This window comes from Ruegeria sp. CDSC054 (assembly GCF_059610645.1).
Genome location: NZ_JBXWOA010000002.1, coordinates 755,871 through 769,141, shown reverse-complemented (window position 1 = coordinate 769,141; position 13,271 = coordinate 755,871). Strand labels below are relative to the sequence as shown.

The window sequence follows — 13,271 nt, the reverse complement described above, 5'->3', positions numbered from 1 at the left end:
CGCAAGCTGATGGCTGCCGTGGACGAGTACATCCCGACACCTGAGCGCGCTGTTGACCAGCCGTTCCTGATGCCGGTTGAAGACGTGTTCTCGATCTCGGGTCGTGGTACCGTTGTGACCGGCCGTGTTGAGCGTGGCGTGATCAACGTTGGCGACGAGATCGAAATCGTCGGCATCCGCGACACTCAGAAAACCACCTGTACCGGTGTTGAAATGTTCCGCAAGCTGCTGGATCGCGGTGAAGCAGGCGACAACATCGGCGCCCTGCTGCGCGGTATCGACCGTGAAGGCGTTGAGCGTGGTCAGGTTCTGTGTAAGCCGGGTTCGGTTACACCGCACACCAAGTTCGAAGCCGAAGCCTATATCCTGACCAAGGAAGAAGGCGGTCGTCACACTCCATTCTTCGCGAACTACCGTCCTCAGTTTTACTTCCGTACAACTGACGTGACCGGCACCGTGACCCTGGCAGCTGGCACCGAGATGGTTATGCCTGGCGACAACGTGTCGTTCGAGGTTGAGCTGATCGCACCGATCGCGATGGAAAACGGCCTGCGTTTCGCCATCCGCGAAGGCGGCCGCACCGTCGGCGCCGGCGTCGTGTCGAAAATCGTCGAGTAAGGCGCGCTTGTCGCGCCTGGTTGCGGTAGGCGATTTTCCAAATGAAAATCTGCCGAGAGCAACTCGGTGAAGAACTAAAGAAGGCCGTTCCACAAGGGGCGGCCTTCTTTTTTGAAAAAAATAGGCCTGAAGTGCTAACAAATTTGAGGTCTTTTAAGCCAATGAGTAATCGGTGACGGTGAAGAGATAGTTCGTCGATAAATCTCGAACCCAATTGGTGAGCGAACGAACGTTTTCCCGCATCGGGGCAGATTTTTGGTTCGGACTTTAGGGTTAGGTTGTCTTGGGCGCGCAACTGTGGAAGTACTGATTTTGTCTATTTCACTTTAAAGGCGAAAGTATTGGGATGGGAATTTCGATTGACCGACTATCAATATTGACAATTATTGCGGTTCTCTGTGGGTCAGTGGCAATCGCACAAAGCGAAGGTTTCGAGGACATTCCCAAGTCTGTTAGTTGGGGCGGAGAACTTGGTCTCATTAGAAACAGTACTCTGAAAGTCGCTGATGAGGTTACGGACAATTGTTGGACAAATTCATCGTCGATACGTTCACGAGTTTACTTGACTTATGAAGCAAACGAAATTTTCGTGCCCGACTATGAACCAAAGTTTCTTAACTTCGAAACTGTTGTAACGACGTTGTCCGCATTTGGTTTTCGCACCTCAAACGGTATTTGTGCAATCAGCGCGACATTTGACGTCCAGACTCTGGTCAATTTAACGTTGGGTGGTGCCGAGGGCAAAAGTCGTTACAGTTTCAACTACGCGGCAACTGTTTTTAAACGTTCATCAATATTCACCAATAGCGCAAACGTAAATGCGCCAATCAGTGATTTTTTTGAAGGAGCCGCGTCCGAGTTTGTAGCCCAAACAATCGCGGCTAGACGGTCCAATGAAGTTCTTGAGTACCAGCAAGATTACCCTTCAGAGAACAAAAGGCCGATGTCGGTCGAAGAGTGGGACACGATGATTGAAGCATGGATGGAAAAGGAAAATAACTAAAGGTTACTTTTCGCTTCTGTCCTAGTAGAGAATTCTCTTGCCAACCCCTCCACACCGCTGTATTTCGCGCGAGTTCTCTACACGAACATCGAGGCGGGGTGATTCCCGCCTTTTGGGTTCGAAGAGGGTTGGCGATGCGCGTCCGTCCTCCTCTCAACCTCAACGCCTGATAAAAGGCTGTTAATATGCAAAGCCAAAACATCCGTATTCGGCTGAAGGCATTTGACTATCGCGTTCTGGATGCCAGCACGCAAGAGATCGTCAACACTGCCAAGCGGACCGGCGCGAACGTGCGCGGCCCGATCCCGCTGCCGAACAAGATCGAGAAGTTCACGGTTCTCCGTGGCCCTCACGTTGACAAGAAATCCCGCGACCAGTTCGAGATTCGTACGCACAAGCGTCTGCTCGACATCGTTGATCCGACCCCCCAGACCGTTGACGCGCTGATGAAGCTCGACCTCGCCGCTGGTGTGGACGTCGAGATCAAGCTGCAGTCGTAAGATCGGAGGGTATAGATTATGCGCTCTGGTATTATCGCAAAAAAAGTAGGCATGACCCGCCTGTTCATGGAAGACGGCAAGCAGATCCCTGTGACCGTTCTTCACCTGGACGGCCTGCAGGTCGTTGCACAGCGTACCGCTGACAAAGACGGCTACACCGCCGTTCAGCTGGGCGCAGGTGCTGCCAAGGCAAAACGCACCTCGAAGGCCATGCGCGGTCACTATGCCGCTGCAAAGGTCGAGCCCAAGCGTAAGCTGGCCGAGTTCCGCGTCTCCGAAGATGGCCTGATCGAAGTGGGCGCCGAGATTTCGGCAGAACACTTCCTGGAAGGTCAGAAGGTTGACGTTTCGGGTACCTCGATCGGTAAAGGCTTTGCCGGTGCAATGAAGCGCCACAACTTCGGTGGTCTTCGCGCCTCGCACGGTGTTTCGATCAGCCACCGTTCGCACGGTTCGACTGGCCAGTGTCAGGATCCGGGCAAGGTTTTCAAAGGCAAGAAGATGGCCGGTCACATGGGTGCTGCCCGTGTAACCACCCAGAACCTGGAAGTTGTCAAAACCGACGCCGACCGTGGTCTGGTCTTCATCAAAGGCGCCGTTCCCGGACCGAAATCGGGCTGGGTTACCGTCAAGGACGCCGTCAAGAAGAAAGCACCGGAAGGCCTGCCTTTCCCGGCAGCCGTAAAAGGTGCTGCAACTGAAGCACCTGCGGAAGAAGCTCCCGCGGAAGGTGGTGAAGCATGAAACTTGATGTAATCAAACTGGACGGCGGCAAAGCCGGCAACATCGAGCTGGACGCCGATCTGTTCGGCCTCGAGCCGCGCGCGGACATCCTGCACCGTGTGGTCCGTTGGCAGCGCAACAACGCGCAGGCTGGCACCCACAAGGTCAAGACCCGCTCGGAAGTGTCCTACTCGACCAAGAAGATCTATCGCCAAAAAGGCACCGGTGGCGCACGCCACGGCGCTCGCTCGGCACCGATCTTCCGGGGTGGTGGCGTTTACAAAGGTCCGGTCGTGCGTTCGCATGGTCATGACCTGCCGAAGAAGTTCCGTAAACTCGGTCTGCGCCACGCGCTGTCTGCCAAAATGGCAGCTGGTGAACTGGTTGTGATCGAAAACGCCGAAGCCGAAGGCAAGACCGCTGCACTGGCCAAACAGGTTGCAAACCTGGGCTGGAAACGCGCTCTGGTCATCGACGGGGCGACCGTGAACGAAGGTTTCCTGAAGGCGTCGCGCAACATCGAAGGTCTGGATATCCTGCCGTCGATGGGTGCAAACGTTTATGACATCCTCAAGCGTGACACTCTCGTGCTCACCAAAGCGGCTGTCGAAGCACTGGAGGCTCGTCTGAAATGAGCGCGAAGGCAGAACACTACGACGTGATCCGCAAGCCGATCATCACTGAAAAGTCGACCATGGCGTCTGAGAACGGCGCGATTGTCTTTGAAGTGGCGATCGACAGCAACAAACCGCAGATCAAAGAAGCGGTTGAATCGCTGTTTGGTGTCAAGGTGAAGGCGGTCAACACCACCATCACCAAAGGCAAGGTCAAGCGGTTCCGCGGCCAGTTGGGCAAGCGGAAAGACGTCAAAAAAGCATATGTGACCCTGGAAGAGGGTAACACCATCGACGTAAGCACCGGTCTCTGATCGGACCCGTCTTTGGGAAAAGAACAAAGGGCCCCTGCTGCTGCAGGGGCTCTTTTTTTGTTGGCGCAGCTCGTTTGGCCGCGTTGAACTTGGCCCGAACCTGCGCACAGTGACCTCTAGGCAGTGAGACGGGTGATATGCAGGCTGAACAGCAGGTTCGCGATTTCGGGAAAACCCGGGATGGTCAAATCGTCAGAAGCATCGAAATCGGGCAGGGGGCGCTTTCTGCGCGTATCCTGACTTATGGCGCAACGCTGCAGGATCTGCGTTTGCAGGATTTTGAGCATCCTCTGATATTGGGGTGGCCAGAGATTGCAGGCTATGAAGACAGCACGGCTTACCTAGGAGCCATGGTGGGCCGTTGTGCCAATCGGATCGCGCGTGCGTCTTACAGTCTGGATGGCGCAGGCTACAAGCTGGATCGCAATTATTTGGGTATTCATACGTTGCACGGCGGAACGCAGGGTATGGATTGTCTGGTCTGGGAAGTTTCCAGCGTCACACCGGGCGCGGTCACTTTGCAGCTGACCCTGCCTGATGGCCATATGGGCTTTGGCGGCGACTTGGCAACGACAGTGACCTTCCGAGTCGAGGCCGACGCTACATTGAGTATCGAAATGGAAGCGCGGACAACGTCGGCAAGTCTCTGCAATCTGACCCCGCATATCTACTTCAACCTCGACGGTGGCGCAGACATCCGCAAACACGAACTAATGGTGCGCGCTGAACGCTACACCCCTGTTGACGGGGACCTCATTCCCACAGGTGAAGCGCTTAGCGTTGAGGGCACGCCCTTTGACCTGCGGTCACCGCGACCTTTGGGAGGCTGGGCATACGATCACAATTACTGCCTGTCCGATCAGCGTCTGCCTTGTCGTCCTGTGGCGACGTTGACCGGCCTGTCCTCGGGTCTGACGATGCAGCTAGAGACGACCGAGCCGGGTTTGCAGGTCTATTCCGGTTCGTCTTTGGATGAAGGTCCACGCATTGGCTTGGGCGGCCAACCCTACGGCCCTTATTCTGGCGTCGCTTTGGAACCACAGGTCTGGCCCGATTCAATCAATCAGCAAGGGTTTCCCAGTGCGGTATTGCGCAAGGGCCAAACCTATCGCCATGTTTCACGATACGTGTTTCAGGGCGGGGGGTAAAATCAGGAGGTTCCGTGATCAGTTGGGCCGCCGCAAAACGTCAATAAAGCAAATTTGACCACATAAGAGGGTTACACCATCGACGTGAATACCTATCTCTGATCGGGTCCAACTGTGGATAAGTAAGAAGGCACCCGCGAAAGCGGAGGTTTCCCGAGCAACAACACCAAAGAAAATGAGCGCGACGCAATCGCCTCAGCCAGAATTCGCTTGCTATGCCGGAACGGTAGTCTATGCGGTTTCTACAAACAGAAGTGACATGGCAGGCGTATGACAAAACCCTATCTCTCGACCCCGGACAAACCGGATGTGACCGCCGCGCGGGATTGGGTTTCGACACTTGCCAAATACCGCGAACCGAACCAGTGGCGCAGCTCCTTTGAGCTGGGTGTCAGCATTATCCCCTTTTTCGTTTTATGGGCGCTGTCCTGGATGTCGCTTTCCGTCAGCTATTGGCTGGCTTTTGCGATTGCCGTTCTCAACGCGGCCTTCCTGCTGCGCCTGTTTGCGATCCAGCATGATTGCGGGCACGGAGCGTTCTTCAAGAACCGGTCGGTCAGCGACTGGGTTGGGCGGGTCATCGGTGTTTTGACCCTGACGCCGTATGACGTCTGGCGCCGTACGCATTCCAACCATCACAACAGTTCGGGCAATTTGGACAAACGGGGAATGGGCGATATCCACACGTTGACTGTTGCCGAGTATCAGTCAAAGACGCCCATGAATCGGTTTTGGTATCGCGTGTACCGCAACCCTATCACACTGTTTGTCCTAGGCCCCGGCTATCTGTTCCTGTTCCAAAACCGCCTCCCGCTGGGTTTGACGGGCAGCGTCAGGTTCTGGATCAGCGCGATGGGCACAAATCTTGCCATTCTGGCTGCCCTCGTCGCCGTTTACTATTTTGGCGGCCTGATGCCGGTGCTGCTGATCTTTCTGCCCTCAACCCTGATTGCCGCGACTGCGGGTGTGTGGCTGTTTTACGTGCAGCACCAGTTCGAGGACACACATTGGGATACCGATGAGGACTGGCAATTGCACGAGGCCGCCCTGCACGGAAGCTCGCATTACATCCTGCCGTCCGTGCTGCAGTGGTTCAGCGCCAATATCGGTATCCATCACGTGCACCACCTCTACAGCCGCATTCCGTTCTATCGCCTGACCGAGGTGCTGCGCGATCATGATGAACTGGCTAACAGCAACCAGATGACCATCCGTGAGAGCCTCGCCAACGCGCGCCTGCATCTGTGGGATGAGAAGGGCCGTCGCCTGCTGTCCTTCGCCGAGGCCCGCGCGCTTTATGGGTGAGGGGTAGGTTCCTCGACCAGCTGGGCCGTCGGAAAGGCGTCAAAAAAGCAAATGTGACCCGGGAAGAGGGTAACACCATTAACGTTCTACCGGTCTCTGATCGGATCCGTCTTTGGAGAGAGATAAGGGCCCCCGCGAAGGCGGGGGCCTTTTTTTTTGATTGACGGGGCTCTCTCCTTCAAATTGCTGAATGTTTGACTGGTGGGCTCAAACCGCTATCCTTGAGACGATAGTCAATTGGAGGGATTTGATGCTTTTTCGAACCATTTTTGCCGCGTTGGCTGCTGCAACAACTCTGCATGCACAAGGCCAACCGATTGTACATGACGGCGAGTACAAATTCCTTCGGGCGCAATTCGGTGATCAATGGGACGCGCAGGATCTCGAAGTCGATGCAAAGCTTGCAGCTATTCGATCTGCCAATAATGACCGCCCACCAAACATATTCTTTGTCCTGATAGACGATGTGAGTTTCGGCCTGATGGGCAGTCGGCCAATGAACTATGTGACGGGCTTTGATACCCCGGAAATCAACGATTTTGCCGCAGAGAGCCTTTCTCTTATGCGCATGTATACAGAGCCCTCTTGCACTCCGACGAGAACGGCTTTTTTGACGGGTCGCCACCCGGTTCGTGCTGGGCAGGAAGAAGTGAAAGTTGCCCTGGTTGGCGAAGGACTGTCGGCAGATGAGGTGACGCTGGCTGAGGTTTTAAAGCAATCCGGTTACAATACTGCCCATGTAGGTAAGTGGCATCAAGGAGATATTGAGCAGTCGTTCCCGCACAATCAGGGGTTCGATAACGCCTTTTTTCCTGTCCATCAGCAAGTGCAGCTGAGTTTGATGACACCTGAAGCTGCAGCAGCGAGCAATCTAAACGGTTGGCACCGATCTACCCAGTCCGGTGAATTTGCCGTTGACCAACTGTTTAAACCCTATGGGCTTGTGACGGGGTTGGAGGCTAAGGCGGGAGGATTGGCCCGAGAAGTTGACCTCGCTCCGGGTGAAGAATGGACGCAGGCGCATTACGAACGAATGAATGAACGCTACCAATCCCAAGCCCTGGAGCAGCTCGAACTATTGTCGAAAGAAGACTCTCCCTTCTTCCTGCAATATTGGCCGCTCTATCCGTTGAACTTCACCTATTCCGATCAGCAAACGAGTCGGAATGGTGGCTTCATGGCAGACAAGTTGGAAGTTGTAGATACATGGTTTGGTGAATTGCTGGCCAAGATTGATGACCTCGGTATGTCCGAGAACACGCTGGTCATTTTCATGGCGGACAACGGGATTTTCAAACAATACTCGCCGGATTCGGGGATGATGGAGTTGATATATCGCGGTGGTAAAGCCGAACACCTTGAAGGTGGTGTGCGGGTTGATGCTTTTGTCAGATGGCCAGCCGCCGTCGAAGCCGGAAGCTATGCCGGTGACATTATTCACGTCTCAGATCTGTACACCACGCTGGCTCGGATCGCGGGAGGCAGTGAACATATTCCGCGCGATCGTGTGATAGATGGGATAGACCAGACCGCATTGCTTTTGGAGGGCGAAGGGAACTCACGCCGAGACTACGTCTATATCTACGAGGGCCCTGTTCTGCGTTCGATTGTTAAGCAGGAATTCAAAATGCACTTACCGCCGCCCGGTGTGCCCGGCGCTGCAGCGCCGGTTTATAACGTGTTGCGTGACCCTCGTGAATCCACGCCCGATATCGGTGGCTCACTCTGGTCCGGCGCGTCCTTTCAGGATATGATGAAACGGCACCAGAAGATGATCGAAAAGTATCCTCACCTGCCACTGGGCAAAGGTGTGCCCTATGGGGGGATCGAAAACCTGCGGCCCGAGAGTGAAAAGGCCCGCGAAGTGTTTTCAAGCTGGCAGTAGTTGCTGCTTGAGGCGATCGCATGTTTGGAAGATGAAATTCGGGTTTCTTCTATAGACACCCACCCCCAACACTGCTAAACGCTCCCAATCTTACGGCCTCGGATTCGTTCCGGGGCCTCTGATATTTGTAACCGGGGACCTTCGGGGCCCTATACCCTTGGCACCTACGGGGGCCTATCACATAGCGGGGAAATCCCCTGCACTTGCTAAACGGAAGACAGAAAGCATGGCACTCAAGTCGTACAAGCCGACGACGCCGGGCCAGCGCGGGCTGGTGCTGATCGACCGTTCGGAGCTTTGGAAAGGACGTCCGGTCAAGTCTCTCACTGAGGGTTTGACCAAATCGGGCGGCCGGAACAACACCGGACGGATCACTTCACGCCGCCGCGGCGGTGGCGCAAAGCGTCTCTACCGGATCGTTGACTTCAAACGGAATAAATTTGATGTCGCGGCAACCGTTGAACGGATCGAATATGACCCGAACCGGACCGCATTCATCGCACTGGTAAAATACGAAGACGGCGAGCAGGCATATATCCTGGCTCCGCAGCGTCTGGCTGTTGGTGATAAAGTCGTGGCATCCGCCAAGGCCGACATCAAGCCGGGCAACGCAATGCCGTTCTCGGGCATGCCCATTGGTACCATCGTCCACAACATCGAGATGAAGCCTGGTAAAGGCGGTCAGATCGCACGTGCGGCGGGTACTTACGCTCAGTTCGTTGGTCGCGATGGCGGCTACGCTCAGATCCGTCTGAGCTCGGGCGAGCTGCGCATGGTCCGTCAGGAATGCATGGCCACCGTTGGTGCCGTGTCCAACCCCGACAACTCGAACCAGAACCTCGGTAAAGCCGGTCGTATGCGCCACAAAGGCGTTCGTCCGTCGGTTCGTGGTGTTGCAATGAACCCGATCGATCACCCGCACGGTGGTGGTGAAGGTCGTACCTCGGGTGGCCGTACACCGGTTACACCGTGGGGTAAGGACACCAAGGGTAAGCGTACCCGCAACAAGAACAAAGCGTCCCAGAAGCTGATCATCCGCTCGCGGCACGCCAAGAAGAAGGGACGTTAATCTATGTCTCGCTCTGTTTGGAAGGGTCCTTTCGTCGATGCTTACGTGCTGAAAAAAGCCGAAGCAGCGCGCGAGTCGGGCCGCAACGAAGTCATCAAGATTTGGTCGCGTCGTTCCACCATTCTGCCCCAGTTCGTGGGTCTGACCTTTGGTGTGTACAACGGCCATAAGCATATCCCCGTCAACGTCTCGGAAGACATGATCGGTCAGAAGTTCGGTGAGTATTCGCCAACTCGTACCTATTACGGTCACGCCGCTGACAAAAAAGCGAAGCGGAAGTAAGTCATGGGCAAGGAAAAGAACCCCCGCCGCGTGGCTGAAAACGAAGCAATGGCGAAAACGCGCATGCTTCGCACTAGCCCGCAGAAACTGAACCTGGTTGCGCAAATGATCCGCGGCAAGAAAGTCGAGAAGGCTCTGACCGACCTGACTTTCTCGAACAAGCGTGTCGCGCAGGACGTCAAGAAGTGCCTGCAGTCCGCAATCGCCAACGCCGAGAACAACCACAACCTGGACGTTGACGAGCTGATCGTCGCCGAAGCATGGGTTGGCAAGAACCTGGTCATGAAGCGCGGTCGCCCGCGTGCCCGTGGTCGGTTCGGCAAGATTATGAAGCCGTTCTCGGAGATCACCATCAAGGTGCGTCAAGTTGAGGAGCAAGCCTAATGGGTCATAAAGTAAATCCGATCGGCATGCGCCTGCAGGTGAACCGCACCTGGGACAGCCGCTGGTACGCCGACACCAAGGACTACGGTGATCTTCTGCTGGAAGACCTCAAGATCCGTGAGTTCATCAACAAAGAGTGCAAGCAGGCCGGTATTGCCCGTGTGATCATCGAACGTCCGCACAAGAAGTGCCGCGTTACGATCCACACCGCGCGTCCTGGTGTCATCATCGGCAAGAAAGGTGCAGACATTGAAGTTCTGCGCAAAAAGCTTGCTCACATGACTGACAGCGAACTGCACCTGAACATCGTCGAAGTGCGCAAGCCCGAGCTTGACGCGCAGCTGGTTGCCGAGTCCATTGCTCAGCAGCTGGAACGTCGTGTTTCGTTCCGTCGCGCAATGAAGCGTTCGGTTCAGAACGCCATGCGCATGGGCTCTCTGGGTATCCGGGTGAACGTCGCTGGCCGTCTGGGCGGCGCCGAAATCGCACGGACCGAGTGGTACCGCGAAGGCCGTGTGCCTCTGCACACGCTGCGCGCCGACATCGATTACGCACATGCCGAAGCGATGACCCCCTACGGGATCATCGGGATCAAGGTCTGGATCTTCAAAGGTGAGATCATGGAGCACGATCCGCAGGCACGTGACCGTAAAGCACAGGAACTCCAGGACGGCCCTGCACCTCGTGGTGCTGGTGGCGGTCGTCGCTAAGGAGGGAAAGATATGCTTCAACCAAAGCGTACTAAATTCCGCAAGATGCACAAAGGCCGGATCAAGGGTGAAGCCAAGGGCGGCTCTGATCTGAACTTTGGCACCTATGGTCTGAAAGCTCTTGAGCCTGAGCGTGTAACTGCACGCCAGATCGAAGCTGCACGTCGTGCCATGACGCGTCACATGAAGCGTCAGGGCCGTGTCTGGATCCGCATCTTCCCCGACACTCCGGTCACTGCAAAGCCGATCGAAGTTCGTATGGGTAAAGGTAAAGGTTCGGTCGACCGCTGGGCATGCAAAGTCAAGCCTGGCCGCGTAATGTTCGAGATCGACGGCGTCAATGACGACATCGCCCGAGAGGCCCTGCGCCTGGCCGCGATGAAGCTGCCGATCAAGACCCGCGTCGTGATCCGCGAAGACTGGTAAGCGATTGGGCGAAAGCCCTTCGTAACAAGATTAACCCTCGTCGGGACACCGGCGGGGGTTTTCTTTTTCGTCAGCCTATTGTGATCCATCCCATCGTTTCGTGAAAGAAGTCGACGATTGTCCATGGCCCCCATAGGCTAACAATTGTGAATGGGAGGGTCATATGTTTCAGCTGCGCAAGAAGGTATTCATCAAAGAGGTCATAACCACCGACCAATTGGGGCAACTATGTGCTCCGGTCTGCCGGGTTGCAGCTTTGGCAGTCATACAGAACCCACTCGCCGGTAAATTTTCGGAAGACTTGTCCGAGCTGTTTGAAATAGGTGGTGCGCTCGGCGCTGACCTCGCGGCCGAGGCTGTTTCTCAACTCGACGGTTCTCCGATTTCGTACGGTAAAGCAGCGATTGTTGGCGCGAATGGCGATCTCGAACAAGGCGGCGCACTGATCCACCCGAAACTTGGCGCTCCTATGCGTGCTACAGCGGGTGGGGGCGAAGCTGTCATTCCGTCCAATGCCAAACTCGGGGCACCGGGATGTTCAATCGATCTGCCGCTTGGGCACAAGGACAACCCGTGGTCCTTTGACCATTTCGATACCATGACTTTGAATATTCCGGATGCGCCGAAACCGGACGAGATCGTCATGTGTCTGGCCTACGCAGATGGCGGACGCCCGATCCCGCGCTGCGGTTCGGGACCGGTCAAAAACTGAAGGCTGGCCGGGGCTGGTCTTGGGTCAGGGCTTGGGCTATGCCCGACCCATGGCACAGATTGAATCACTCTTCGTTACCCGTCTTTATCGCGCAGCCCTTTCCGAATTCGATCCCAAGATCGATCCCGATGAAATGGAAAACTCCTGTCTTGTTATCGCCGAGGATGATGAGGCCGGGCAGGAATGGTGCGAAGAAAACGGCTATCCCGGCTACACCAGCTATGCCTCGCTGACCGATCTGCCCTGGCGGTTCCCGATCTTTGCCGATCTGGTCAAGGCGTTGGATCAGCATGTGGCAGCCTTTGCCAAGGATCTGGAGTTCGATCTGGGCGAGGGTGAATTGAAGCTCGAAGACCTGTGGATCAACATTCTCCCCGAAGGTGGAATGCACTCCAGCCACCTGCACCCGCACAGCGTGATTTCCGGCACGACCTATGTGGCGATGCCCGAAGGGGCGAGCGCGCTGAAACTGGAAGACCCCCGCTCGGCCCGCATGATGGCGGCACCGACGCGGCTAAAGGGCGGGCGGCGGGATTTGCAGCCGTTCATCTATATGAAGCCGCAGGTGGGGGATGTCCTGCTGTGGGAAAGCTGGCTGCGACATGAGGTGCCGATGAATATGGCCGAGGATGAGCGGATCAGTGTCAGCTTTAACTACAAGTGGGAGTGAGCCGCGGGTCACGACACGGTAATTGTACTAATGTAGCGATTGCGGGACGAATGGGCGGCGCCCCCGCCAATCACTTTTCACTTCGAGTTGTCGAAAAACCTTGCAATATGTGTCGTCATGAACCATGTGAGGCACGCTTACGTTTTTCTTTTTCGACCACTGTCTCCCGAATCTTCGGCGTTCAGTCTCTCGATCCAGACCTACAACGCCGCGCTGTCGCAATTCCGCGGACAGCAATATAATAGGAGACTACGGATATGGCCAATGGCACCGTAAAATGGTTCAACACAACTAAAGGTTTTGGCTTCATCGCACCGGAGACCGGTGGCAAAGACGTGTTTGTACACATCTCTGCTGTTGAGCGCTCGGGTCTGACCGGCCTGGCCGACGACCAGAAAGTAACATTCGACATCGAGCCCGGCCGTGACGGTCGCGAGTCGGCTGTGAACATCGCTCTGGCGTAAGTCACTCAGACTTGGACAGTTGCAGACGCGGTCTCGTGAAAGCGAGGCCGCGTTTTGCGTTTGAAGTTCAATGGTACAAATTACGCGACTAGTATGATGGTTTAGAACGGAAGAAACGATCTAGTTGTCAGATTTGGTATCACTTTGCAGATTTGAAGAACTTCGCGCACGATCATCGTAGCTGTCTTCGTACCAATCCTTTGCCTCGCCCATTAAATTCAGGAATGCCATAGCGGCAATCGCAAGTCCCAGCGCGCCTGGATCACCTTTGTTTGCCACAAAGAGATACCAAGCATACCAAATCAGATAGACGATACTGATCACGTTAATTGCTACAAGAATTTCTAACGTTGTTGGGAGCCCCAAAATTTCAAGTATTGTTGATACACCCATAAGCAAGCCTTCAAATTTGGATATTGGTCAGGAGCACTTCGTACCATAATT

Annotated in this window: 18 protein-coding genes and 1 pseudogene; 18 read left to right on the top strand and 1 reads right to left on the bottom strand. The window is 55.3% G+C overall.

The window, feature by feature from the left end; translation table 11 throughout:
• The 18 genes and pseudogenes from AC2FGC_RS07790 to AC2FGC_RS07705 all read left to right on the top strand — a co-directional run.
• Window positions 1-618: EF-Tu C-terminal domain-related protein (locus AC2FGC_RS07790; RefSeq protein ID WP_496781883.1), on the top strand; the 618-nt coding region annotated here is incomplete at its 5' end.
• A gap of 589 nt (window positions 619-1,207) precedes the next feature.
• Window positions 1,208-1,621, top strand: a complete 414-nt coding sequence (locus tag AC2FGC_RS07785; RefSeq protein ID WP_496781881.1) for a hypothetical protein — start codon at window positions 1,208-1,210, stop codon at window positions 1,619-1,621.
• Between the two features lie 185 nt (window positions 1,622-1,806).
• On the top strand, window positions 1,807-2,121 hold the full coding sequence (gene rpsJ, locus AC2FGC_RS07780; protein WP_008756422.1) for a 30S ribosomal protein S10: 315 nt from the start codon (window positions 1,807-1,809) through the stop codon (window positions 2,119-2,121).
• Window positions 2,122-2,139: 18 nt separating this feature from the next.
• The gene (rplC, locus tag AC2FGC_RS07775; RefSeq protein WP_058272361.1) at window positions 2,140-2,865 is read left to right on the top strand and encodes a 50S ribosomal protein L3; all 726 of its coding nucleotides are present in this window, start codon (window positions 2,140-2,142) and stop codon (window positions 2,863-2,865) included.
• Window positions 2,862-3,479, top strand: coding sequence for a 50S ribosomal protein L4 (rplD, locus tag AC2FGC_RS07770; RefSeq protein WP_050605826.1), 618 nt, complete (start codon window positions 2,862-2,864; stop codon window positions 3,477-3,479). Before rplC ends, rplD begins: the two co-directional genes overlap by 4 nt.
• Window positions 3,476-3,772: a 50S ribosomal protein L23 gene (locus tag AC2FGC_RS07765; RefSeq protein WP_058272362.1), complete on the top strand. Its 297-nt coding sequence runs from the start codon at window positions 3,476-3,478 to the stop codon at window positions 3,770-3,772. The genes rplD and AC2FGC_RS07765 overlap by 4 nt, the downstream gene beginning before the upstream one ends.
• Window positions 3,773-3,909: 137 nt before the next feature.
• Complete coding sequence (locus AC2FGC_RS07760) at window positions 3,910-4,920, top strand: aldose epimerase family protein (RefSeq protein WP_496725237.1); 1,011 nt, start codon at window positions 3,910-3,912, stop codon at window positions 4,918-4,920.
• 270 nt (window positions 4,921-5,190) lie between these two features.
• Complete coding sequence (locus AC2FGC_RS07755; protein WP_496725239.1) at window positions 5,191-6,225, top strand: fatty acid desaturase; 1,035 nt, start codon at window positions 5,191-5,193, stop codon at window positions 6,223-6,225.
• 5 nt (window positions 6,226-6,230) lie between these two features.
• Window positions 6,231-6,311, top strand: a pseudogene (locus tag AC2FGC_RS07750) (50S ribosomal protein L23); the annotation flags it as partial.
• Between the two features lie 164 nt (window positions 6,312-6,475).
• Window positions 6,476-8,110, top strand: a complete 1,635-nt coding sequence (locus AC2FGC_RS07745) for a sulfatase-like hydrolase/transferase (RefSeq protein WP_496725241.1) — start codon at window positions 6,476-6,478, stop codon at window positions 8,108-8,110.
• A gap of 226 nt (window positions 8,111-8,336) precedes the next feature.
• Window positions 8,337-9,179 (top strand): 50S ribosomal protein L2, encoded by an 843-nt coding sequence (gene rplB, locus AC2FGC_RS07740; RefSeq protein ID WP_008757664.1) that lies wholly within the window; start codon window positions 8,337-8,339, stop codon window positions 9,177-9,179.
• 3 nt (window positions 9,180-9,182) lie between these two features.
• Window positions 9,183-9,461: a 30S ribosomal protein S19 gene (gene rpsS, locus AC2FGC_RS07735; protein ID WP_010437056.1), complete on the top strand. Its 279-nt coding sequence runs from the start codon at window positions 9,183-9,185 to the stop codon at window positions 9,459-9,461.
• A 3-nt stretch (window positions 9,462-9,464) separates the two neighbouring features.
• Complete coding sequence (rplV, locus tag AC2FGC_RS07730; protein ID WP_039538267.1) at window positions 9,465-9,845, top strand: 50S ribosomal protein L22; 381 nt, start codon at window positions 9,465-9,467, stop codon at window positions 9,843-9,845.
• The gene (gene rpsC / locus AC2FGC_RS07725; protein ID WP_496725243.1) at window positions 9,845-10,555 is read left to right on the top strand and encodes a 30S ribosomal protein S3; all 711 of its coding nucleotides are present in this window, start codon (window positions 9,845-9,847) and stop codon (window positions 10,553-10,555) included. Before rplV ends, rpsC begins: the two co-directional genes overlap by 1 nt.
• A 12-nt stretch (window positions 10,556-10,567) precedes the next feature.
• Window positions 10,568-10,981: a 50S ribosomal protein L16 gene (gene rplP / locus AC2FGC_RS07720; RefSeq protein WP_058272368.1), complete on the top strand. Its 414-nt coding sequence runs from the start codon at window positions 10,568-10,570 to the stop codon at window positions 10,979-10,981.
• Between the two features lie 163 nt (window positions 10,982-11,144).
• Window positions 11,145-11,693 (top strand): amino acid synthesis family protein, encoded by a 549-nt coding sequence (locus AC2FGC_RS07715; RefSeq protein ID WP_282120538.1) that lies wholly within the window; start codon window positions 11,145-11,147, stop codon window positions 11,691-11,693.
• A gap of 49 nt (window positions 11,694-11,742) precedes the next feature.
• Window positions 11,743-12,363, top strand: a complete 621-nt coding sequence (locus AC2FGC_RS07710; protein WP_496725571.1) for a 2OG-Fe(II) oxygenase family protein — start codon at window positions 11,743-11,745, stop codon at window positions 12,361-12,363.
• Window positions 12,364-12,620: 257 nt separating this feature from the next.
• Window positions 12,621-12,827, top strand: coding sequence for a cold-shock protein (locus AC2FGC_RS07705; RefSeq protein ID WP_010437077.1), 207 nt, complete (start codon window positions 12,621-12,623; stop codon window positions 12,825-12,827).
• A gap of 120 nt (window positions 12,828-12,947) precedes the next feature.
• On the opposite strand, the gene AC2FGC_RS07700 is transcribed toward AC2FGC_RS07705, so the two are convergent.
• Window positions 12,948-13,220 (bottom strand): hypothetical protein, encoded by a 273-nt coding sequence (locus AC2FGC_RS07700; protein WP_496725246.1) that lies wholly within the window; start codon window positions 13,218-13,220, stop codon window positions 12,948-12,950.
• Between the last annotated feature and the right edge of the window lie 51 nt (window positions 13,221-13,271).

What these genes read in the sequence shown, in the direction of transcription:
- AC2FGC_RS07700 (WP_496725246.1), bottom strand. Translation starts at nt 13,220, where the DNA reads ATGGGTGTATCAACAATACTTGAAATTTTGGGGCTCCCAACAACGTTA.
- rpsJ (WP_008756422.1), top strand. Translation starts at nt 1,807, where the DNA reads ATGCAAAGCCAAAACATCCGTATTCGGCTGAAGGCATTTGACTATCGC.
- AC2FGC_RS07755 (WP_496725239.1), top strand. Translation starts at nt 5,191, where the DNA reads ATGACAAAACCCTATCTCTCGACCCCGGACAAACCGGATGTGACCGCC.
- AC2FGC_RS07715 (WP_282120538.1), top strand. Translation starts at nt 11,145, where the DNA reads ATGTTTCAGCTGCGCAAGAAGGTATTCATCAAAGAGGTCATAACCACC.
- rplD (WP_050605826.1), top strand. Translation starts at nt 2,862, where the DNA reads ATGAAACTTGATGTAATCAAACTGGACGGCGGCAAAGCCGGCAACATC.
- AC2FGC_RS07760 (WP_496725237.1), top strand. Translation starts at nt 3,910, where the DNA reads ATGCAGGCTGAACAGCAGGTTCGCGATTTCGGGAAAACCCGGGATGGT.
- AC2FGC_RS07710 (WP_496725571.1), top strand. Translation starts at nt 11,743, where the DNA reads ATGGCACAGATTGAATCACTCTTCGTTACCCGTCTTTATCGCGCAGCC.
- AC2FGC_RS07745 (WP_496725241.1), top strand. Translation starts at nt 6,476, where the DNA reads ATGCTTTTTCGAACCATTTTTGCCGCGTTGGCTGCTGCAACAACTCTG.
- AC2FGC_RS07705 (WP_010437077.1), top strand. Translation starts at nt 12,621, where the DNA reads ATGGCCAATGGCACCGTAAAATGGTTCAACACAACTAAAGGTTTTGGC.
- rplV (WP_039538267.1), top strand. Translation starts at nt 9,465, where the DNA reads ATGGGCAAGGAAAAGAACCCCCGCCGCGTGGCTGAAAACGAAGCAATG.
- rplC (WP_058272361.1), top strand. Translation starts at nt 2,140, where the DNA reads ATGCGCTCTGGTATTATCGCAAAAAAAGTAGGCATGACCCGCCTGTTC.
- AC2FGC_RS07765 (WP_058272362.1), top strand. Translation starts at nt 3,476, where the DNA reads ATGAGCGCGAAGGCAGAACACTACGACGTGATCCGCAAGCCGATCATC.
- rpsC (WP_496725243.1), top strand. Translation starts at nt 9,845, where the DNA reads ATGGGTCATAAAGTAAATCCGATCGGCATGCGCCTGCAGGTGAACCGC.
- rplB (WP_008757664.1), top strand. Translation starts at nt 8,337, where the DNA reads ATGGCACTCAAGTCGTACAAGCCGACGACGCCGGGCCAGCGCGGGCTG.
- rpsS (WP_010437056.1), top strand. Translation starts at nt 9,183, where the DNA reads ATGTCTCGCTCTGTTTGGAAGGGTCCTTTCGTCGATGCTTACGTGCTG.
- rplP (WP_058272368.1), top strand. Translation starts at nt 10,568, where the DNA reads ATGCTTCAACCAAAGCGTACTAAATTCCGCAAGATGCACAAAGGCCGG.